22 protein-coding genes are annotated in these 18,335 nt (G+C 71.8%); 8 read left to right on the top strand and 14 right to left on the bottom strand.

Going from position 1 to position 18,335, the window contains the following annotated elements; genetic code table 11:
• The first annotated feature begins 85 nt into the window (after positions 1–85).
• On the top strand, positions 86–1,282 hold the full coding sequence (locus tag BLV96_RS27635; protein WP_086679440.1) for an LCP family protein: 1,197 nt from the start codon (positions 86–88) through the stop codon (positions 1,280–1,282).
• 4 nt (positions 1,283–1,286) lie between these two features.
• Here the strand turns inward: BLV96_RS27635 and BLV96_RS27630 are convergent, their stop codons facing one another.
• The 7 genes from BLV96_RS27630 to BLV96_RS27600 all read right to left on the bottom strand — a co-directional run bounded on the left by BLV96_RS27630 (position 1,287) and on the right by BLV96_RS27600 (position 7,640).
• Positions 1,287–2,477 carry an acyl-CoA dehydrogenase family protein gene (locus tag BLV96_RS27630; protein WP_086679442.1) on the bottom strand — a complete coding sequence of 397 codons (1,191 nt, stop codon included), beginning with the start codon at positions 2,475–2,477 and terminating at the stop codon, positions 1,287–1,289.
• Between the two features lies 1 nt (position 2,478).
• On the bottom strand, positions 2,479–3,387 hold the full coding sequence (locus BLV96_RS27625) for a 3-hydroxyacyl-CoA dehydrogenase NAD-binding domain-containing protein (RefSeq protein ID WP_086679445.1): 909 nt from the start codon (positions 3,385–3,387) through the stop codon (positions 2,479–2,481).
• Entirely contained in the window at positions 3,384–4,130 is a 747-nt protein-coding gene (locus BLV96_RS27620) for an acetoacetate decarboxylase (protein WP_086679447.1), read from the bottom strand. The genes BLV96_RS27625 and BLV96_RS27620 overlap by 4 nt, the downstream gene beginning before the upstream one ends.
• On the bottom strand, positions 4,127–4,870 hold the full coding sequence (locus BLV96_RS27615) for a crotonase/enoyl-CoA hydratase family protein (RefSeq protein WP_086679449.1): 744 nt from the start codon (positions 4,868–4,870) through the stop codon (positions 4,127–4,129). The genes BLV96_RS27620 and BLV96_RS27615 overlap by 4 nt, the downstream gene beginning before the upstream one ends.
• A 45-nt stretch (positions 4,871–4,915) precedes the next feature.
• The gene (locus BLV96_RS27610; RefSeq protein WP_086679451.1) at positions 4,916–6,055 is read right to left on the bottom strand and encodes a CaiB/BaiF CoA transferase family protein; all 1,140 of its coding nucleotides are present in this window, start codon (positions 6,053–6,055) and stop codon (positions 4,916–4,918) included.
• Between the two features lie 118 nt (positions 6,056–6,173).
• Positions 6,174–7,079, bottom strand: coding sequence for a LysR family transcriptional regulator (locus tag BLV96_RS27605; protein ID WP_086679453.1), 906 nt, complete (start codon positions 7,077–7,079; stop codon positions 6,174–6,176).
• Positions 7,080–7,088: 9 nt separating this feature from the next.
• Positions 7,089–7,640 carry a TetR/AcrR family transcriptional regulator gene (locus tag BLV96_RS27600; protein WP_086679455.1) on the bottom strand — a complete coding sequence of 184 codons (552 nt, stop codon included), beginning with the start codon at positions 7,638–7,640 and terminating at the stop codon, positions 7,089–7,091.
• 80 nt (positions 7,641–7,720) lie between these two features.
• Here BLV96_RS27600 and BLV96_RS27595 point away from each other — a divergent pair, with 80 nt between their 5' ends.
• The gene (locus BLV96_RS27595; RefSeq protein ID WP_086679457.1) at positions 7,721–8,134 is read left to right on the top strand and encodes an ester cyclase; all 414 of its coding nucleotides are present in this window, start codon (positions 7,721–7,723) and stop codon (positions 8,132–8,134) included.
• Here BLV96_RS27595 and BLV96_RS27590 read toward each other — a convergent pair.
• The 6 genes from BLV96_RS27590 to BLV96_RS27565 form a co-directional block, all read right to left on the bottom strand.
• Positions 8,088–9,458, bottom strand: coding sequence for a HAMP domain-containing sensor histidine kinase (locus tag BLV96_RS27590; RefSeq protein WP_086679458.1), 1,371 nt, complete (start codon positions 9,456–9,458; stop codon positions 8,088–8,090). The genes BLV96_RS27595 and BLV96_RS27590 overlap by 47 nt on opposite strands.
• Positions 9,455–10,141 carry a response regulator transcription factor gene (locus tag BLV96_RS27585; RefSeq protein WP_086679460.1) on the bottom strand — a complete coding sequence of 229 codons (687 nt, stop codon included), beginning with the start codon at positions 10,139–10,141 and terminating at the stop codon, positions 9,455–9,457. The genes BLV96_RS27590 and BLV96_RS27585 overlap by 4 nt, the downstream gene beginning before the upstream one ends.
• 45 nt (positions 10,142–10,186) lie before the next feature.
• A complete protein-coding gene (locus tag BLV96_RS27580; protein WP_086679464.1) occupies positions 10,187–10,372 on the bottom strand; it encodes a hypothetical protein in 186 nt (61 codons plus the stop codon).
• On the bottom strand, positions 10,369–10,773 hold the full coding sequence (locus tag BLV96_RS27575; RefSeq protein WP_086679466.1) for a hypothetical protein: 405 nt from the start codon (positions 10,771–10,773) through the stop codon (positions 10,369–10,371). The genes BLV96_RS27580 and BLV96_RS27575 overlap by 4 nt, the downstream gene beginning before the upstream one ends.
• 67 nt (positions 10,774–10,840) lie before the next feature.
• A complete protein-coding gene (locus BLV96_RS27570; protein ID WP_086679468.1) occupies positions 10,841–12,562 on the bottom strand; it encodes a CocE/NonD family hydrolase in 1,722 nt (573 codons plus the stop codon).
• A 137-nt stretch (positions 12,563–12,699) separates the two neighbouring features.
• Complete coding sequence (locus tag BLV96_RS27565) at positions 12,700–13,233, bottom strand: TetR/AcrR family transcriptional regulator (RefSeq protein WP_086679470.1); 534 nt, start codon at positions 13,231–13,233, stop codon at positions 12,700–12,702.
• 23 nt (positions 13,234–13,256) lie between these two features.
• Here BLV96_RS27565 and BLV96_RS27560 point away from each other — a divergent pair, with 23 nt between their 5' ends.
• The 6 genes from BLV96_RS27560 to BLV96_RS27535 all read left to right on the top strand — a co-directional run bounded on the left by BLV96_RS27560 (position 13,257) and on the right by BLV96_RS27535 (position 17,291).
• Entirely contained in the window at positions 13,257–13,691 is a 435-nt protein-coding gene (locus tag BLV96_RS27560; RefSeq protein WP_086679471.1) for an SRPBCC family protein, read from the top strand.
• Between the two features lie 66 nt (positions 13,692–13,757).
• Positions 13,758–14,330, top strand: a complete 573-nt coding sequence (locus BLV96_RS27555; protein ID WP_086679473.1) for a TetR/AcrR family transcriptional regulator — start codon at positions 13,758–13,760, stop codon at positions 14,328–14,330.
• 37 nt (positions 14,331–14,367) lie between these two features.
• Positions 14,368–14,739 carry a winged helix-turn-helix transcriptional regulator gene (locus BLV96_RS27550; protein WP_086679474.1) on the top strand — a complete coding sequence of 124 codons (372 nt, stop codon included), beginning with the start codon at positions 14,368–14,370 and terminating at the stop codon, positions 14,737–14,739.
• A 42-nt stretch (positions 14,740–14,781) separates the two neighbouring features.
• Positions 14,782–15,528 (top strand): isocitrate lyase/PEP mutase family protein, encoded by a 747-nt coding sequence (locus BLV96_RS27545; protein ID WP_086679476.1) that lies wholly within the window; start codon positions 14,782–14,784, stop codon positions 15,526–15,528.
• Between the two features lie 40 nt (positions 15,529–15,568).
• Positions 15,569–16,582: an aminotransferase class V-fold PLP-dependent enzyme gene (locus BLV96_RS27540; RefSeq protein WP_086679478.1), complete on the top strand. Its 1,014-nt coding sequence runs from the start codon at positions 15,569–15,571 to the stop codon at positions 16,580–16,582.
• 88 nt (positions 16,583–16,670) lie between these two features.
• Positions 16,671–17,291, top strand: a complete 621-nt coding sequence (locus BLV96_RS27535) for a hypothetical protein (RefSeq protein ID WP_086679480.1) — start codon at positions 16,671–16,673, stop codon at positions 17,289–17,291.
• A 74-nt stretch (positions 17,292–17,365) separates the two neighbouring features.
• Here BLV96_RS27535 and BLV96_RS27530 read toward each other — a convergent pair whose 3' ends face one another.
• Positions 17,366–18,295 (bottom strand): ferritin-like domain-containing protein, encoded by a 930-nt coding sequence (locus tag BLV96_RS27530; RefSeq protein WP_086679481.1) that lies wholly within the window; start codon positions 18,293–18,295, stop codon positions 17,366–17,368.
• Between the last annotated feature and the right edge of the window lie 40 nt (positions 18,296–18,335).

Genomic DNA, 18,335 nt, shown 5'->3' with positions numbered 1-18,335 from the left:
TTCGACAACTTTCTCAGCTGATTCCCAGCTAACGCGGTGATCCTCGAAGGAGGGGATTCACCAGAGGGAAGCAAGGGGAAGTGTCGTGCTGCTGTCGTCCCGGGGGCGTCGCATCGGCGGGCGGGTCGCGCTCGGCGTCGTGTCGGCGCTCGTGCTCGGCGCCACCGGGTACGCCTGGTCGCAGCTGAGCAAGCTGGACCACGGCCTCGTCACCGCCGACGTCATCTCACCGTCCGGCCAGGTGGCCGGCGATGACACGATTCCCGGCGAACCGCTCAAGGTCGCCCAGAACATCCTGCTCGTCGGGATCGACGCGCGTACCGACGCGTACGGCAACCCGTTGCCACAGAACGTGCTCGACACGCTCCACGCCGGCAGCGGCGACGACGGCGGCGACACCACCGACACGATGATCGTCGTCCACATCCCGGCGGGCGGCGCCGCGGCCACCGCGATCTCGATCCCGCGCGACTCCTATGTGGACATCGCGGGCGGCTACGGCAAGCACAAGATCAACTCGGCCTACAGCCGCGGCAAGAACGCCTCGATGTCCGGGTTGCGCTCCCAGGGCCTGTCCGGCCCGCAGCTGGAAGTGGCCGCGAACGAGGCCGGCGCGAAGACCGCGATCCAGACCGTCGAGAAGTTCACCGGGCTGACCATCAACCACTACGCGGCCATCAACCTCGCCGGCTTCGACGCGCTGTCGCAGGCCGTCGGCGGCGTCGAGGTCTGCCTCAAGGAGCCGGTGCACGACACCTACTCCGGCGCGAACTTCGCGGCCGGCCCGCAAACGCTTTCCGGCGCGCAGGCGCTCGCGTTCGTCCGGCAGCGCCACGGCCTGACCAACGGCGACCTCGACCGCATCGCGCGGCAGCAGGCCTTCCTGTCCGGGATGGCGAAAAAGGTCCTCAGCGCGGGCACGTTCACCGACGTTTCGAAGCTGAACTCGCTGGTCAGCGCCGTGCAGGGGGCCGTGGTGCTCGACAAGGGCTGGGACGTGCTCAGCTTCGCGCAGCAGCTGCGGGGGATGAGCTCGGGCGCGATCGCGTTCGCCACCATCCCGGTGCAGAGCCTCTCGCTGGCGACGCCGTCGGACGGCGACGCGGTGAAGGTCGACCCGGCGCAGGTCCAGCAGTTCATCCGGACGGCGATCAGCAGCCCCGCGGTCCAGGCCTCGGGCGACGACACCGTCGGCAGCGTCAAGCCGGTCGCCGCGACCACCACCAAGACCGCGGACAGCAAGCAGCCGGCGACCAGTACGGCCGCCGGCTGCGTCAACTGAGTGATCAGACGAACGCGGACTGTCCCGTGATCGCCTTGCCGACGATCAGGGTGTTCATCTCGCGCGTCCCTTCGAACGAGTAGATCGCCTCGGCGTCGGCGAAGAACCGCGCGACGTCGTACTCGAGCACGATCCCGTTGCCGCCGAAGATCTCCCGGCTCCAGGCGACGACCTCGCGCATCCGCGAGGTGACGAACGCCTTCGCCAGTGACGACTGCTCGTCCTTGAAGATGCCCGCGTCCTGCAGCCGGGCGAGCTGCACGAGCATGCCCCACGACGCCGTGATGTTGCCGAGGCTCTTCACGAGCAGGTCCTGCACCAGCTGGAAGCGTGCGATCGGCCGGCCGAACTGCTTGCGCTCCTGGGCGTAGGCGAGCGCGGCTTCGTAGGCGCCGATCATCACGCCGAGTGCCTGCCACGCGACGCCGCCGCGGGTGGCGCGCAGGATCTCGGCGACGTCGCGGAAGCCGTTGATGCCCTGCAGGCGGTTGGCCTCCGGGACGCGGACGCCGGTCAGGGTGATCTCGGCGTTTTCGACGATCCGGAACGCGGTCTTGCCCTGGATCTTCTCCGGGACGAAGCCCGGCGTGCCCTTCTCGACGACGAACCCCTTGACGTGGTTGTCGTCGACGTCCCGCGCCCACACCACGACGTAGTCGGCGAAGGTCGCGTTGCCGATCCACTTCTTGGCGCCGTCGAGAATCCAGGTGTCACCCTCACGCTTGGCCACGGTGCGCATGCCACCGGCCACATCGGACCCACCGAGCGGCTCGGTCATCGCGAACGCGCCGATCTTGTCCATCGCGGCCATCTCGGGCAGCCAGCGGTCGCGCTGCTCCTGGCTCCCTCCACTGTGGATGGAGTACATCGCGAGTCCGTTGTGGACACCGAAGAACGTCGCGACGGAAGCGTCCGTGCGGCTCATCTCCATCGCCATCATGCCGGTGAGCAGGTGGCTGACCGCGGGCTTGTGCTCGCCGTAGCCCTCGTACGGCAGACCGGCGAGGCCGCTTTCGCGGAACATCCCGATCAGTTCCTTCGGGAAGGTGCCCGCTTCCCAGTTGTCGTTCACCAGCGGCTTGACGTCGTGGGTCATGAACTCGCGCGCCTTGACGAGCAGCTTGCGCTCGTCGTCCGGCAGCAGCGCCTCGAAGTCGTAGAAGTCGGCGGTCAGCTTGTCCGTGAGCGGTTCCATGTCAGTTCTCCTCCACTGCGTTCAACACTGCGAGCTGCTTGCGGTCGCGCGTCTCGGCCAGTTCCGAGTACGTGGAGGAGCCGTAAGCCTTTTCGACGGCTTCGACGAGCCGTTCCTGCTCTTCGGGGCTCTGGCTGGGGTTGCCCAGGCCGGCCCACATCTTCTTCATCGACTTGCCGATGTGCTCGGCCATGTGCCGGTAGCCACCGGGGCCACCGCCGAGGTGCGAGCCGAGGAACGGCCCGACCGTCGCCCAGCGGATGCCGAGCGAGTTCGTGATGACCTTGTCGAGCTCGTCCGGGGTCACCACGCCCTGTTCGACGAGGTAGATGGCCTCGCGGCTCAGCGCGTTCTGCAGCCGGTTGCCGACGAACCCGGGGATCTCCTTGCGCTCCACGACCGGCGTCCGGCCGAGCGAGGTGTAGAACTCGACGGCCCGCTCGACGCTCTCCTGGCTCGTCCGCTCGCCGGGGACGACCTCGACCAGCGGGATGAGGTGCGGCGGGTTGAACGGGTGTCCGATGAGGACCCTGCTCGCGTCCGGAAGGTCTTCGGTGAACGCAGTCGACGGGATGGCGCTCGACGAGCTCAGCAGCAGCGCGTGCTCCGGAGCTTCCGCGACGAGCCGCTTGAACAGGTCCTTTTTGAACTCGACGTTCTCGGGCCCGTTCTCCTGCACGACGTCCGCATCTTTCACTGATTCAGTGACGTCTCGGGCGAGGTGGACTCGGGCCGCGAGGATCTCCGCCGTGGTGCCGAGGTGCGGGGCGAACGTCTTCAGCGCCTCTTCGACGGCCTCGGCGAGGTCGGGGCGGGGGTCGGTGACCCGGACGGTCAGGCCGTGGTGGGCGAACAGCGCCGTCCAGGACAGGCCGATGGTGCCGGCACCGATGACTGCGGCGTTCTTCATGACCGCGCTCCTTCCAGGTAGTCGAAGACCGGCTTGACCGGGGCGAGCGTCAGGTCGGTGCGGATGTGGCTCGCGGAGACGACCTCCAGCACCGGCAGGTCGGCCAGCGGCGCGAGGACGTGCTGGAACAGCTGCAGCCGCGCGGGGCCGGTGTAGGCCTCCTTGACCACGACGTCGGTGATCTCGGTGCGGACCAGCTCCTGGACGCGCGGGGCGCCGTCGTAGCCGGGGATCGTCTTGAGCATGAACGTCGGGACGGTGATCTGGCGTTCGGCTTCGCGGGCGTCCAGCTCGTGGTGCTTGTAGCCCATGGTCGCGGTCGCCACCCGGAGCGTCCCGTAGTCCAGCGTGCCGACGAGAACTCCGTTGTCGACATAGAGGTTCGGCGACCCGACGGTCTTCGGGTACGCGCTGACCTCGCGCCCGGACGCGGTCGCCGGGAAGTTGTCGAGGTACATCGCGTGCAGGTACTCGCCGCGCTCGCCGTCGAAGCTGACCTCGATCGCCTGGCCGGACTCGGTGTACGGGCCGTAGCCGGAGACGTCGCCCATCTTCATGACTTCGAAGCGCACCAACGGTTCTTCGACCCGCAGGGGCTCCGGGACGACCGCGCGCAGGGCGTCGGCGTCGGTGCGGTAGACGATGTTCAGGTACTCGCGGTTGGTGAACCGGGGGACGACGGGTGCGAACGCCGGGGCGGTCAGCGGGGTCGTCACGTGCTGCCGGACTTCTTCGATCTTCATTCGCCTGTCCACTTCGGAGCGCGGCGCTCGGCGAAGGCGGTCATGCCCTCGCGGACGTCGGCGGACTGCATCAGCTTCTTGATTTCTTCGCGCTGCACGGCTTTCGGATCCGCGGCACGCACGATCTTCTTGACGGCGGCGAGCGCGAGCGGCGCGTTCTCCGCCAGCTTCTCGGCCAGCTGCAGCGCGACGGCGGCGGCGTCACCGGCCGGCGTCACGCGGTTGACCAGGCCCAGCTCGCCGGCGCGGTGGCCGGTGACGGGCTCGCCGGTCAGCAGGAACTCCATCGCCAGGTGGTGCGGGATCCGCTTCGGCAGCCGGAGCACGCCACCGCCCGCGGCGATCAGCCCGCGTTTGACTTCGGGGAGGCCGAACTTCGCGTCTTCCGCGGCGACGATCAGGTCGCAGCCGAGGGCGAGTTCGAACCCGCCGCCCATTGCGAACCCCTCGACGGCGGCGATCAGCGGCTTGGCCAGCTCGGCTTCGGTCAGGCCGCCGAACCCGCGTCCCGGGATGTCCGGTGACTCGCCCTTGAGCGCGGCCTTGAGGTCCATGCCGGCGCTGAAGGTGTTCTCGGCGCCGGTCAGGACGCCCGCCCGGAGCGCGGGGTCGGCTTCCAGCTCGTCCAGGGCCGCGGCCAGCTGCGTCGCGACGGCGGCGTTGACCGCGTTGCGGGCCTGCGGCCGGTCGATCGTGATCAGCAGGGTGCTGCCGATCCGCTCGGTGCGTACTTCACTCATGACTTCACTTCCCAAGTGGAGCTTTCACGTGAAAGCTCCGGTGGTTCAGACCAGTTCGGCGAGGACTTCGGCGGTGTCCTGGCCTGCCAGGGGGGCCAGGCGGCGGATCGAGCCGGGCGTCGCGGAGAACTTCACCGGGATGCCGACCGTGCGGATGGTGCCCTCGCTCGGGTGCTCGACGGTGTCGAGCAGGTGGCCGTCGCGGACGTAGGAGTTTTCGTGCGCCTTGTCCAGTTCCAGCACCGGCGCCATCGGGATGCTGTGCTTCGCGCACACCTCGGCCCACTCGTCGGTGGTGAGCGCCGGGGCGCACGCGGCGATCTGCTCGGTCAGCCACTCGTTGTCGGCGCGGTCGATGGCCTCGCCGTTGACGCGCGGGTCCTCGGCGAGGTCCGGACGCTCGGCGGCGGCGAAGAAGTCGCGGAAGTTCTTCGGGTTGTAGGGGATGACGCAGGCGAGGCCGTCCTTGGTGCGGACCGCGGCGTGGCCCTTCGTCATCGACAGCGCGAACCCGGTGGGGCCCTCGGCCGGCTCGTAGGTGTGGCCCGCGAGGTGTTCGACGAGGTTGAACGCGAGCAGCGTGTCGGTCATCGGGATCTCGATCTGCTGGCCCTGGCCGGTCTTGTCGCGGTGGACCAGTGCGGCGAGCACGCTGTAGGCGATGGTCAGCGACGACACCTTGTCGCCGATGATCGTCGGCAGGTAGACCGGCTCGCCGAGCGCCCGGTTGGTGACGTCGACCAGGCCGGAGGAGGCCTGCACGGTCTCGTCGTAGGCGGCGTTGCCGGCCTGGGGCGAGTCGCCGCGGAAGCCCTGCGCGTGGGCGTAGACCAGGCGCGGGTTGCGCTCGGCGACGTCGGCGTAGTTCAGGCCGAGCCGGCTCAGCGCGCCGGGGCGCATGTTCGTGATCAGCACGTCGGCGGTGTCGATCAGCTTGAGGGCCTGCTCGCGCTCGGTCTCGTCCTTGAGGTTGAGGGCCACGCTGCGCTTGTTGCGGTTCACGTTCAGGTTGAGCGCGGTCATGCCCGGCGTGGTGCGGTACTGGCCCACCCGCACGGTGTCCGCGGGGGACTCGATCTTGATCACGTCGGCGCCCAGGTCGCCCAGGATCTGGGCCGCGTACGGGCCCATCACCACGGTCGAGAGGTCGATCACGCGCACGCCGTCCAGCGGTCCGGTCGTCATCTTTTTCGTCCTTTCGCGCCTTGGAAGTTTCGCTCTACTTACGAACGTAGGCGCGAGCGGCGCGAAAGGGAATGATCATGATGCGAACAATGGTGTGACCGCGGTGGTCATACCATTCCTAGGTGGTGATCGGGTCGGCGAAGACGGCTTTCGCGGCTTCGACGAGCCCGTGCAGGTCACCGTCGGCGCGATCGCGGCGCCAGAGCAGGCCGGTGTCCAGCTGGGGGCGGAAATCCGTGAAGGGCAGGACGATGACGTTGTCGAGCCGGTAGCCGTGCATCGGGCTCTGCTCGTCGAGCATGGAAATGGAGAAGGCTTCGCCACTGGAAATGATTTCCGACGTCCCGCCATAACCGGTGTTGGTCAGCCGGATGCGTTTCTTGACGCCCAATTCCGCCAATTGGTGGTCGAGCTGGTCGAAGTAGGCGGGCGTGATTTCCCCTGGTGAGGCCACGTACGGGAATTCGGTGAGCTCGGCGAGGCTGACGGAGTCCCGCCCGGCGAAGAGCTCGGCCGGGACGACGGCGCCGAGCCGTTCCGACATGACGGGAACCTGTTCCAGTGCGGGATCGCTGATCGGCAGCCGGGCGAGGGTGAGGGCGAGCTTGCCCTCGTGCACGCCCTGCACGAGATCCGCGGTGGTCCCGGGCCACCGTTTCAGTTCGTAGGTGTCGTGAACGCGCCCGGCGAGGGTGTTGACGCGTTCCCGCAGGGCGGGGTGCACCCCGGCGGGCATCCCGAGGAAGACGGTGCTGCGCTGCGGCCGCGTCGCCTCCCGGATCTTCCAGGGAATGGCGTTGACCTGGTCGAGAACGTCCCGCGCGAGGGGCAGCAGCGCGGCCCCGGCGGCGGTGAGGGTGACGTGGTGGGTGCTGCGGTCGAAGAGCTGCTGCCCGAGCTCGTGTTCGAGGTCCTTGACCCGCTGGGAGAGGGGAGAGGCGGCCATGTGCAGCTTCCGCGCGGCGGCGGAGAAGTTCAGTTCCTCGGCGACCGCGACGAAGTAGCGCAGGTGGAGCATCTCCATGTGCCGACCCTACGTCCCGCTCGCGGTTCCCACGCCGCGGCGGACCAGACCCAGGAGGCGGTCGGTGCGGGCCGGCGCGCCGGAGAGCGCGATGCCGGTGGCGAGCAGCAGGAGGTCGAGGGCGTCGGTGTCGGCGGCGACGGTTCCGGCCGCCTTGGCGCGATCCACCAGGGTCGCGGCCGTCTCGTTCACCGCCGCGTGCCACTGGGCGAAGAGCGTTTCGTGGTCGCCGGCCGGGGTGGTCAGCGACATGGCGAGGTCCCGCTTGTCCCGGACGTGCTCGACGAACGCCGCCAGCCAGGCGAACAGCTCCGCGCCCGGGTCGGCCGAGTCGAGACGCGCGTTAGTCGTCAGTGAAGCGACTTCGCTCGCATACACGGCGATGACCAGCTCGCGCCGGCTGGGGAAGTGCCGGTACATCGTCGCGTTGCCGATGCCCGCGCGCCGGGCGACGCGGTCGAGCGGGGCGTCCGGGCCGTCCTCGGCGAACACCTCCTTCGCCGCGGCCAGCAGGAGCGCGTGGTTGTCGCGGGCGTCGGATCGGCGGGCTCGTGCGGGCATCGCGCTCCTTGCCAAACGGGGACTTCCCCGGTTAGCGTAGCCGCACCCTATCCGGGGAACTCCCCACTTAAGGAGCGAGCATGGACGCCGCCGAAGTGCACCGCCGGCTGATCGCGCTGACGCCGTTCACGGCCGAGAGCGTCGCGGAGGGCCTGCGCTACATCGACTCCGACGTCGTCGACCACCGCGGCGGTGCCGGGGGCGACCACCACGGCATCGACGCCTGGCGGGCGAAGTGGGAGGCGATGCTGGACGGCGGGATCTTCGCCGGTTTCCGCGACATCGGCGTGCGGGTCGAGCAGAACGTCGCCGCCGGCGAGTTCTCGGTGAACCGCTACACGAGCACCGGAACGGAGATCGCGACCGGCCGGAGCTACGCCGTGACCAGCATGGACATGATCCGCGTCCGCGACGGCCGGGTGGTCGAGCACTGGGCCCTGATGGACGTCACCGACCGCGCGGCCCAGCTGGCGCCAGGGGGAACGTCATCGTGAACGCCGCGCCGCCCTCCGGGGCCGGGCCCGCCGTCAACGTCCCGCCCATCCGGGTCACCAGCCCGTGCACCAGGGCCAGCCCGATCCCCGACCCCACCGGCCGCCGGTCCCGGTACCGCTTGTTCAGCACCCCGCGGTCGAACGCCACCGGGTAGTCCTCCGGGGCCAGCCCCGGCCCGCCGTCGCGCACCGACAACGCCGCCCCCGCGGCGGACACCGACAGCGAAAACACCATCGGCGCCCCGGCCGGGGTCACCCGCAGCGCGTTCTCCGCCAGCCCGTCCACCACTTGACGCAGCCGCCGCGCGTCCGCCACCACCGGGACCGCGGCGGCCGGCGCCGAAACCGACAGCCGGACCCCTTCGCGCTCGCAGCGCAGCTGCCACACCTCCGCGCAGTCGCGGACCAGTGCACCCAGGTCCACCGGGGCCAGGTCGAGCCGGAACTCGTCCGCGCCCAGCCTCGCCAGCTCCAGCAGGTCCGTCACCAGCCGCTCCAGGCGGGCCGCCTCGCGCTGGATCGTCCGGCCCGCGCGCAGCGCGTCGTCGCCCGAGGCGACGCCGTCCGCGATCGCCTCGGCGAAGCCCGTCACCGCCGTCAACGGCGTGCGCAGCTCGTGGGACACCGAAAGGAGGAAGTCCCGTTGCCGTGCTTCGCTCACCGCCAGCGCGTCGGCCAGCGAGTTCAACGACCCCGCCACCTCCGCCACCTCGCGCGGCCCTTGGACCGGCACCCGCACGTCCCGCCGGCCGGCCCGCAGCGATCCCGCGGCCAGGGCGGCCCGCCGCAGCGGACGGCCCAGCAGCCGGCCCGACCCGAACCCCGCCACGGCCGCCACCAGCAGCCCGATCCCGAGGGCCAGCGCGATCGAGCGCACCAACGCCCGTTGCGTCGCTTCGGCGCTGCGTGCGGGCTGGACCAGCGCGAACGCCGCCCCGCGCGTGCCGACCACCCGCGTCTCGACGAGGTACTGCGACCCGCCGGCCGTGACGCGCCCGGAGTGGTCCGCGGCGAGCCCGAGCTTGGTCGCCGCCTGGACCGCGACCGCCTCGCCGAGCGCCTGCCCGCCCGCGCGCCGGACGACCACCGAGATGCCCTGCCCGCGCACGACGTCGGCCACCTTGCCGACGCCCAGCCGGTTGCCGATGCCGGTTTCGTCGAGCTGCGTCGCGACCACGTCGGCCTGCGCGGACAACGACGACTGCAGCACGTTGTCCGCCGTCGTCCGGATCAGCCGGGCCGCGACCAGCCCCGCGACGATCACCGCCACCCCGGCCACCGCGAGGCACACGAGCGTGATCCGCCCGGCGAGCGTGCCCCTCATGCCGGGTCCGCGGCGTAGCCGATGCCGCGCACCGTCCGGATCGGACTGGCGGGGCCGAGTTTCGCCCGCAGCTGCGCCACGTGGACGTCGACCGTGCGCGTGCCCGCCGCCGCGGCGTACCCCCAGACGGCGCTCAGCAGCTGGTCGCGCGAAAGCACCTGCCCCGGGTGCCGGAGCAGGTGCGTGAGGAGGTCGAATTCCGTCGACGTCAGGGAAATCTCGACGTCGCCGGCCCACGCCCGCCGGGACAGGAGGTCGACGCGCGCGCTGCCCACGGCGAACGTCTCCGCCGCCGGGGTGGAGCCGGAAGCGCGCCGCAGCACCGTCCGGACGCGGGCCGCCAGCTCGCGCGGGCTGAACGGCTTGGTCAGGTAGTCGTCGGCGCCGATCTCCAGGCCCAGCAACCGGTCCAGCTCGTCGTCGCGGGCGGTGACGAACAGCACCGGCGTCCAGTCCCCGGCCGCGCGCAGCGCCTTGCAGATCTCGATGCCGTCCATTCCGGACAGTCCGATGTCGAGCACGATCGCCACGGGCTTCAGCCGCCGCACGGCGTCGAGCGCGCGGCCGCCGTCGGCCTCGACGTGCACGCCGAAGCCGTCGCGCTTGAGGTACATCGCCGCCAGTTCGGCGATCGCGGCCTCGTCCTCGACCACGAGGACGAGGCCGCGTCCCGGTGCCCCCATGCCCGCTCCCGTCGCCGCCGTCACCACCGGGGAGACGCTAGCCGGTCAGGGCGAGCCATCGCTGTTCATGTCGGATTCGATGCCGTTGAGCGTCGACTCGACGCCGCTCAGCTCGGACGACGCGGGCGCGGTGTCCGACGGCGAGCCGACGAGGTTGTCCCGGCAGCCCGAGCAGCCGAGCGCGACGAGCGCGGCGGCCCCGACCGCCGCCGCGACCCTCGCGCCCCTCACTTGGCCGGCTTGCAGTGCGCGGACGCGAAGGCGTCGAGCTTCTGCTTGGCCGTGGTCAGCTCGCCGATCCGGCCCTGCCGCTTGGTGGCGCGGTCGTCGAGCTTCTTGGCGCGGTCCTCGTGGCCCGCGGTGCGCTGGTCCTGGGCCCGCGCCTTGAGGTTCGCGACCGAGCCGGCCACCTCCGGGCCGCCGTTGATCCGCTTCTCCAGGTTGTCGGCCTTCTTCTGCAGCTTCGGCACCCAGTCGCCGCAGACCTGCTGCGACTCCTCGGGGCTGAGCGTGATCGGCGCGACGGGCGCCGGCGACGTCGTCTGGGCCGAGGCCAGCGGCGCCGCCACCATCAGGCAGGCCGCGCTCGCGCCGCCCGCCAGCGCCAGCCGCGTCCAGGTGGTTCCTCGCATCGTGTCTCCCTCGTGTGTCGTGCTTGCGAGGAGAACTTTCGCGGGGCGGTGTTCGGAGGGCGTCCGCCTAGTGTTCGGGCTTTGTAAGGCCGAGGGTGAGCGACGTCCGGGCGAGGTCGAACGTCAGCGTGGCGCCCGGCGCCGGCAGGTCCGGGTCGAAGAGGAGCCCGTCGGTGCCGCCGAGCAGCAGGCCGAGCCGGTGCCCGGCCGGGACGACGTGGTCGAGCGCGGTGAGGGTGAACGTCATCGTGTACGCCCGGCCCGGCACCAGCGGTTCGCCGTGGCGCAGCGACGCGTGGTGCCCCAGGTCCGCCGAGCCGTACGCGACGATCTGGTGGTCGGCACCCACCAGGTCGGTGGCCGTGTCGAGGAAGCACGCGGAATCGCCGGGGAAGCTCACGCCCCAGCACGACGTCGTCGTCAGGTTCTTGATCCCGCTGCCGTAGTTCGCGGTGGTGCGCACCTCGGCCGGGCCGTAGTCGACGAGCGCGACCCCGATCCGCGCGGCGGTCTGGTCGGCCGACGCCGTGATCGTCACCGACGGCGACCCGGCGATCCGCACCGCCGAGGTCGAGGGAGCGCCGGTGAACCGCGCGGCCGACACCCCGGCCGCCCAGTCCTCACGGCCCACGGCGGGGTCGTCGACGACCGTGGCCGTGCCCGAGCCACGCGGCCCGAGGCCGCCGTCCGCCGAAGCCCGGACCGTCACCGGCGTGGTCGCGGGCGGCCAGCTCCGGACGTCGGTCCACCGGTCCGGGGCGGTTTCGAGGTGCACCGCCGGCTCGTGCTCGACGCCGTTGCGGACGCCCTTCAGCCAGCGGTCGAACCAGCGGCCCAGCGTCTCGACCCACCGCGCGCGCTGCAGGTCGAACGGGTCGACGTGCCCGGCCTGGCTGAGCCACGCCTTGCGCGGGACACCCGCCCGGCCGAGCGCGTCCCAGTAGGCGGCGAACTGGTTCGGTGCGACGGCGCCGTCCCCGAAGCCCTGCGCGATGAGCACGCTCGCGCGGACGGGCCGCGGCATGTAGTTCACGCTGCGCCAGTAGGCGTTGTAGTCGCCGTTCGTACCCATGCGCGCCTTGAGGTCCGCTTCGAACGGCTTGCACAGCTCGGCGGCGCGGTCGTTGTAGGTGAAGGCCGACCCGGTGTGCTCCGGCGTGGCCAGGGGAGCGCCGTTCGCGATGAGCTGGGCGTAGTTGTCGGCGACGCCTTCGATCGGCACGATCGTCTTCAGCCCGGGGAGCCCGGACGCGGCCATGCCGATCGCCGTGGCGCCGTCCTGGGACTTGCCGATCGCGCCGACGTCCCCGGTGGCCCAGTCCGCCTGCACCGGCCGGCCGCCTTCGGGGGCGTCGAACGCCTTCGCCCGGCCGTTGAGCCAGTTCACGACGGCGTTCCCGTTCGCGACGTCGTCGAAGCAGCCCGACGAGCGGTTCGTCCCGCCGACGTCGGCCAGCACGACCGCGTAGCCGCGCGGGACGAAGTAGTTGTCGTAGAAGAGCGGGAACTGCTCCGGGGTGCCGTCCGGCGCGTAGGTCTTCTTCTGCGACTCGTTGCCCCGGCCGCAGCACGCGTAGTACGGGCTGACGTCCAGGATGACCGGGACGCGCCCGCCCGTCGCCGGCCGGACGACGTCCGCGGCGACGCGGTCGGGCTTCCCGTCGTGGTCGTGATCGGTGCCGGTCTCGACCCAGGCCGTTTCGCGGACCGGGTTTCCGGTGGCCGACGCCGCGGACGGCAGCGTGGTCGTCGCGATCAGTGCGGCCAGCAACCCCAGTAGCAGACGCATCGCGCCAGTATCACGTGTTCCGCTCGTACATCGCCAGGAACCGCGTGAGGGCCGGGGTTCTCCGGCGCCGCCGGCCGTGTTCTGGCTTCGGATCGGGGTGCGGGGGGTCTGGGTGCTCGTTGGCTCGCTTCGTCGTGTCAGGCGCTGTTCTCGTACATCTCCAGGAACCGCGCCATCGCCGCGTTCACGGCGTCGCGGTCGCCGGTCGTGACGAGGTCCAGGAGCAGCCCGCGGGTCACCGCCAGACCGAGCCGGGCGTGGGCGGGCCGGTCGGCTGCGGGGACTCCGCGCTCGGCCAGCAGTGCCTCGACCGGGCCGAGCCAGTCGTCGATGACGCCGTCCAGGAACTCGGCGGTTCCCGGCGTGCCGCCCAAGGCCTGGCCGTACAGCTGGAAGAAGAGCTTCTCGTTCGCGCGCAGGTCGTCGTCGGTGAGGCGGCGCCAGAAGTCCGCCGGGTCCAGGTCGGCGAGTGCCGCGCGCTGCCGGGCCTCGACCTCTCGCGCCACCGCCGTGAGCAGGCCTTCCTTCGACCCGAAGTGGTAGATCAGCATGCGGTGGCTCGTGCCGAGGTCGGCGGCCAGGGCCCGCAGGCTCTGCCCGGCGCCGCCGTGGTGGGCGATGCGGTCGATCGCCGCGTCGAGGAGCTTCGCGCGCGGGCTTGCGTCGATCATGTACCAAATGGTACACGTACCAAATGGTACAGAGAATATCGGTCCGCCGGGTGACGGCCGCGGACGCCGACACCGTGTACGCGCTGCTGCGCGACGGCGCGAGCTGGCCGCGCTGGTCGCCGCTGGGGTCGTTCGAGCTGGTCCGCGCGGGCGTGGACGAGCCGGAGGGACTCGGCGCGCTGCGGCTGTTCCGGACCGGCGGCATCCGCTCGTACGAAGAGGTCGTCGCGCTCGAGCCCGGCCGCCGGTTCGGCTACGCGCTCGACCACGGCCTGCCGCTGCGGGACTACGTCGCCTACGTCGACCTCGCGCCGGTCGACGGCGGCACGGAGATCCACTGGCACTCGTCCTTCACGGCCAAGGTCCCCGGCACCGGCTGGTTCTACCGCCGGTTCCTCGCCCGGTTCATCGGGCGGGTCGTGGCGGGGCTGGCCGAGGCGGCGCCGGTGGCCCCATAAAGTGGGCGCATGTCAGCGCCACGACGGGGAACGACCGGCCGCACCCAGGAGGAACGCAGCGCGGCGATGCGCGTCCGGCTGCTCGACGCGACGATCGACTGCCTCGTCGAGTACGGCTACGCGGGCACGACGACGACCCGGGTGGCCGACCGCGCCGGCGTCACGCGCGGCGCGCAGGTGCACCACTTCCCGACGAAGGCCGACCTGGTGACCTCGGCGGTCCGGCACCTCGCGCAAAAGCGCACCGAGGTCGCGATGGCCGAGCTCGACCGGCTCCGCGCGGCCGGTGACCCGGTCGGCGACGCGTTGCAGCTGATGTGGGAGATGCACCAGGGGCCGGTGTTCTCGGCGACGGTCGAGCTGTGGGTCGCGTCCCGCACCGACCCCGAGCTGCGCGGCCAGATGGCGGCGGTCGAGCCGATCGCGGCGGCCGGCCTCGTCGAGTTCGGCAAGGCCCTGCTGCCGGAGCACGCGGAGCACCACGAGTTCCTGCACGCGGTCTACACGGCGATGGACGTCGTGCGCGGCATCCTCATCGCGAGCTGGGCGACGCGGGACCAGGAAGAGCTGGAAGCCCGCTGGGAGCGCGCCCGCCGCCACCTGCGCCTGCTGTTCACGACGCTGATGGCCACTGTCTGAACGGCGTGTTACTCTCCCGGGGAAAGTGAGGTGCGCCGTGGGGCCGGACCCGTACGACCGCAACTGCCCGACCCGCCAGCTGCTCGACCGCATCGGCGACCAGTGGACGGTGCTGATCGTCGGCGCGCTGAAGGACGGCCCGCTGCGGTTCACCGAGATCGGCCACCGGGTCGACGGGATTTCCCAGAAGGTCCTGACGCAGACGCTGCGCAGCTTGGTCCGCGACGGGATCCTGACCCGCACGGCGTACGCGGTGATCCCGCCGAAGGTGGAGTACGAGCTGACGGCGCTGGGGCGGAACCTGTCCGAGCCCCTGGACATGCTGGACCGCTGGGCCCGCCGGCACATGACGTCGGTGCAGGAAGCCCGCGACGCCTACGACGCGGAGCACACCCCCGCGTCGGCGTGAGTTCGGTGCTCGCCGAAGCGCCCCGCTCCTAAGTTTGACGCCATGGACGAATTCCGCGCGCTCCACATCCCCGGCTCCCCGCTCCTGCTGCCCAACGCCTGGGAGTTCGGCGTCGGCGCTTTCCTTGCCGCGCAGGGCTTCCGCGCCCTCGGCACCACCAGCCTCGGCGTCTCCGCGGCCACCGGCGAACCCGACGGCGCCCCCTCGACGCGGGACGCCACCGTCGCCCTCGCGAAACGCCTGGCCCGGCTGGACGTCCTCGTCAGCGTCGACATCGCCGACGGCTTCAGCGCCGACCCCGCCGCCGTCGCCGACCTGGCCGCGGAACTCGCCGAGGCCGGCGCGGTCGGCGTCAACCTCGAAGACGCGCTCGGCCCGTTCGAGCACCAAGTCTCCCTGATCAAGGCCGTCAAAGCCCGCGTGCCGGACCTCTTCCTCAATGCCCGCACCGACACCCACTGGGCCGGCGACCACTCCGTCGAAGAAGCCGAAAAGCGGGCGAAGGCCTACGCGGACGCCGGAGCGGACGGCATCTTCGTCCCCGGCCTGGCCGCCCCGGCGGACGTCGAGAAGATCGTCGGCCTCGGCCTCCCGCTCAACCTGCTGTTCGTCCCCGGCAAAGTCACCTTCACGGGCCTGGCGGAACTGGGCGTCGCGCGGGTCAGCCTCGGCTCGCTCCCGTACCGCATGGCCCTGCAGGCCGCGGCCGACACGGCGACGGCGATCCGCGACGGCCGGGACCTGCCGCTGAACCCGCCGAGCTACGCCGACGTCGTCGCGCTGCTGTAAGGGGTGAACCGTCCCGCGCGGATCTGCTTGGCTCGACGGCATGCGCGCCTTCGGAACCGACTTCGCCGTCCCGCCCGGCTACCTGAACACGCCCAGCGTCGGCATCCCGCCGGCCCCGGTGGCGGTGGCGGTCGCCGAGTCCGTCGAACGGTGGCGCACCGGCGCGACGCGGCCGGGGGAGTTCGACCCGTACGTCGACCGGTCGCGGGCCGGGTTCGCCCGCCTGCTCGGCGTCGAACCCGGGCGGGTCGCGATCGGCGCGTCGGCCTCGCAGCTGGTCGCCAACGTCGCGGCCGCGTTGCCCGCCGGCACCCGCGTGCTCGCCGCCGAAGGGGACTTCACCAGCGTGACGTTCCCCTTCGCGGCCAACCCCGGCGTCACGATGACCGAGGTGCCGCTCGAGGCGCTGCCGGAGCGGGTCGAGGGCCACGACGTCGTCGCGGTGAGCGTCGTCCAGTCCGCCGACGGCCGGATCGCCGACCTCCCGGCGCTGCGGGCCGCCGCCGAAGCCGCCGGGGCGGCGGTGCTGCTCGACGCGACCCAGGCCGCCGGCTGGCTCCCCCTGGACGTCGCCTGGGCGGACTGGGTGGTCGCGGCGGGCTACAAGTGGCTGCTCTCGCCGCGCGGCTGCGCCTGGCTGTACGTGCGGCCGGACGCCCACGAGCGCACCCGGGCGGTCGCGGCGAACTGGTATGCGGGGGAGGACCCGTGGACCACAGTCTACGGCCTCCCGCTGCGCCTGGCCGGCGACGCCCGCGCGTTCGACCTCTCGCCGGTCTGGCTCGCCCAGGTCGGCGCGGCGGCCGCGCTGGATTACCTCGGCGGGCTCGACCTCACGCAGGTCGCGGCGCACAACACCGGCCTCGCCGACCTGCTGCTGGAGAAGCTCGGCCTGCCGCCGCGCGGCTCCGCGATCGTCTCGCTCGACGCCGATCCGGAGCGGGTCGCGGCGGCGGGGATCGTCTCGAGCGTCCGCGGCGGCCGGGTGCGCGTCGGCTTCCACCTCTACAACACCGCTGACGACGTCGAACGCGTCTTGCACGCATTCGAGTGAACGCCGCCGGGGCGGTGAACTACCGTATGGCCCCGTGGTTGGTGCGCATTTCACCCCAGGCCCGTCCGACACGGCTCCGCTCGGCGCGGTGCCCCCGCAGCCGCGGCCGCCCGCCCCGGGCCCGCCGCCGAGGGACACCAAGGCCCTCGCGCTGCGCGGCGCCGGGCTGGTCGCGATCGCCGTCGTCGCCGGGCTGCTGTGGTACCTGATCCGGCACGACTCGACGCCGGACGAGCCCGTCGCGCAGCCGCCGGCCCAGAGCACCGGGCAGTACCAGTTCACGAAGGTCGCCGGGCCGGACCGCGTCAACGACTGCTCGGCCAAGTCCTACGGCGACACCCAGAAGTTCTTCGACGACTCGCCGTGCCAGTCGCTGGCCCGCGCGCTGTTCACGACGGAGACGGGCGGCGCGAAGGCGCTGGTGTCGGTGGTCGTGGTGGGCATGCCGGACTCGTCGAAGGCGAAGGCGCTCAAGTCCCTCACCGAGCGGGACGGCACCGGCAACGTGACGGACCTGGTCCGCGACAAGACGTTCGCCGGCACCGGCGTCCCGAGCCTGAGCGGCAAGAACTCGGCGTATTCGTCGAAGGTCGAGGGCACGAACACGACGATCGTGCTCGCCGACTTCTACGACAAGCACACGGACAAGGCCCTGATCAAGAAGATCGCCGACGACGCCCTCCGCTTGTCGGCCGACCTCAAGGGCTGAGTTCCGGCCCGCGGCGATGTCATGAACGACTCGTTCATGTCGCCTGATGACATGAACGAGTCGTTCATGTCGTCTCAGCTCGCCTGGCCCGGAATGGCGATCGCCGCGGGCTTCTCGCCCGCTTCGGAGCGCCACGGGGTGCCGCGGCGCGAAGCCGCGACCAGCGCGTGCAGTGCCGTCGTGCGCAGGCCCGCGTCGTCGGTGTGGTTCACCACCGCCAGCCACGCGTTCGCGCAGTCGGCTTCGGCCGTCGCGACCACCAGCGACGCCGACGTCGCGTCCGTCACCGGCTTCTTCGGCACGTACGCCGCTTCGGGCGCCACCGGCGTCGCCCCGGACGCCGCCAGCATCGTCTGCAGCACGTCACGGCGTACCGCGTGCTCCGCGGCGCCGGCCTTCTCGGCGTCGCCGAAGTCGCCCGGCAGGAACGCGCTGACCAGGCCGTACACCCACACCGCGGCGTGCTCGGCGGCGAGCGCGGTCTGCAGCGGGTCCACCGCCTCCGCGGGCACGGCCCCGGCGGCCGGCGCGGGGGCCGGCGCGTCCTCGCCCGGACCCAGCGCCGGGGCCGTGCGCTGCAGTGCCGCGCAGCCCGCGGCCACCGCCGCGACCAGGCCGGCCCGGTAGCGCGGCAGCCCGCCGACGAGGTCCTCGGCCTGCTTGCGCGCGGTCGCCAGCCGCTCCTTCATCTCGCCCAGCGCCGCGGGCGCGGGCGGCGCCGAGGACGAGGTCCGAGGCCGGTTCAGCCGGTCCACTTCGGACTTCAACGCGGCCGCGTGCGCCGCGCGCGCGTCGGCGAGCTGGCCGGCGGCGTCGGCGTTCTCGCCCTTGGCCAGCGCCCGCGCGGCGGCGGCGTCCGCCTCGGCGGCGGCCAGCAGGGGCTGCAGGGGGTCGGGGCTCTCGTCGTAGCCGGGCCCGCACGCGGCCAGGGGGACGGCCAGCGCGGCCAGCGCCCCCGCGCGGAGGGCGGCACGACGGGTCAGGTCGGTCGGTCTTCCGGTCACGTCGGCCCATCCTGCCAGGCCCCGGGGCGGCCCCGCCGCT

This window comes from Amycolatopsis pretoriensis (assembly GCF_900107925.1).
GTDB classification, from domain to species: domain Bacteria; phylum Actinomycetota; class Actinomycetes; order Mycobacteriales; family Pseudonocardiaceae; genus Amycolatopsis; species Amycolatopsis pretoriensis.
Note: the sequence above shows the minus strand (reverse complement) of the source record. Positions and strands in the feature narration are given on the sequence as shown.

Coding starts and splice junctions, on each gene's coding strand:
- BLV96_RS27630 (WP_086679442.1), bottom strand. CDS start 2,477: ATGGAACCGCTCACGGACAAGCTGACCGCCGACTTCTACGACTTCGAG.
- BLV96_RS27625 (WP_086679445.1), bottom strand. CDS start 3,387: ATGAAGAACGCCGCAGTCATCGGTGCCGGCACCATCGGCCTGTCCTGG.
- BLV96_RS27620 (WP_086679447.1), bottom strand. CDS start 4,130: ATGAAGATCGAAGAAGTCCGGCAGCACGTGACGACCCCGCTGACCGCC.
- BLV96_RS27615 (WP_086679449.1), bottom strand. CDS start 4,870: ATGAGTGAAGTACGCACCGAGCGGATCGGCAGCACCCTGCTGATCACG.
- BLV96_RS27610 (WP_086679451.1), bottom strand. CDS start 6,055: ATGACGACCGGACCGCTGGACGGCGTGCGCGTGATCGACCTCTCGACC.
- BLV96_RS27605 (WP_086679453.1), bottom strand. CDS start 7,079: ATGGAGATGCTCCACCTGCGCTACTTCGTCGCGGTCGCCGAGGAACTG.
- BLV96_RS27600 (WP_086679455.1), bottom strand. CDS start 7,640: ATGCCCGCACGAGCCCGCCGATCCGACGCCCGCGACAACCACGCGCTC.
- BLV96_RS27595 (WP_086679457.1), top strand. CDS start 7,721: ATGGACGCCGCCGAAGTGCACCGCCGGCTGATCGCGCTGACGCCGTTC.
- BLV96_RS27590 (WP_086679458.1), bottom strand. CDS start 9,458: ATGAGGGGCACGCTCGCCGGGCGGATCACGCTCGTGTGCCTCGCGGTG.
- BLV96_RS27585 (WP_086679460.1), bottom strand. CDS start 10,141: ATGGGGGCACCGGGACGCGGCCTCGTCCTCGTGGTCGAGGACGAGGCC.
- BLV96_RS27575 (WP_086679466.1), bottom strand. CDS start 10,773: ATGCGAGGAACCACCTGGACGCGGCTGGCGCTGGCGGGCGGCGCGAGC.
- BLV96_RS27570 (WP_086679468.1), bottom strand. CDS start 12,562: ATGCGTCTGCTACTGGGGTTGCTGGCCGCACTGATCGCGACGACCACG.
- BLV96_RS27565 (WP_086679470.1), bottom strand. CDS start 13,233: ATGATCGACGCAAGCCCGCGCGCGAAGCTCCTCGACGCGGCGATCGAC.
- BLV96_RS27560 (WP_086679471.1), top strand. CDS start 13,257: ATGGTACAGAGAATATCGGTCCGCCGGGTGACGGCCGCGGACGCCGAC.
- BLV96_RS27555 (WP_086679473.1), top strand. CDS start 13,758: ATGCGCGTCCGGCTGCTCGACGCGACGATCGACTGCCTCGTCGAGTAC.
- BLV96_RS27545 (WP_086679476.1), top strand. CDS start 14,782: ATGGACGAATTCCGCGCGCTCCACATCCCCGGCTCCCCGCTCCTGCTG.
- BLV96_RS27540 (WP_086679478.1), top strand. CDS start 15,569: ATGCGCGCCTTCGGAACCGACTTCGCCGTCCCGCCCGGCTACCTGAAC.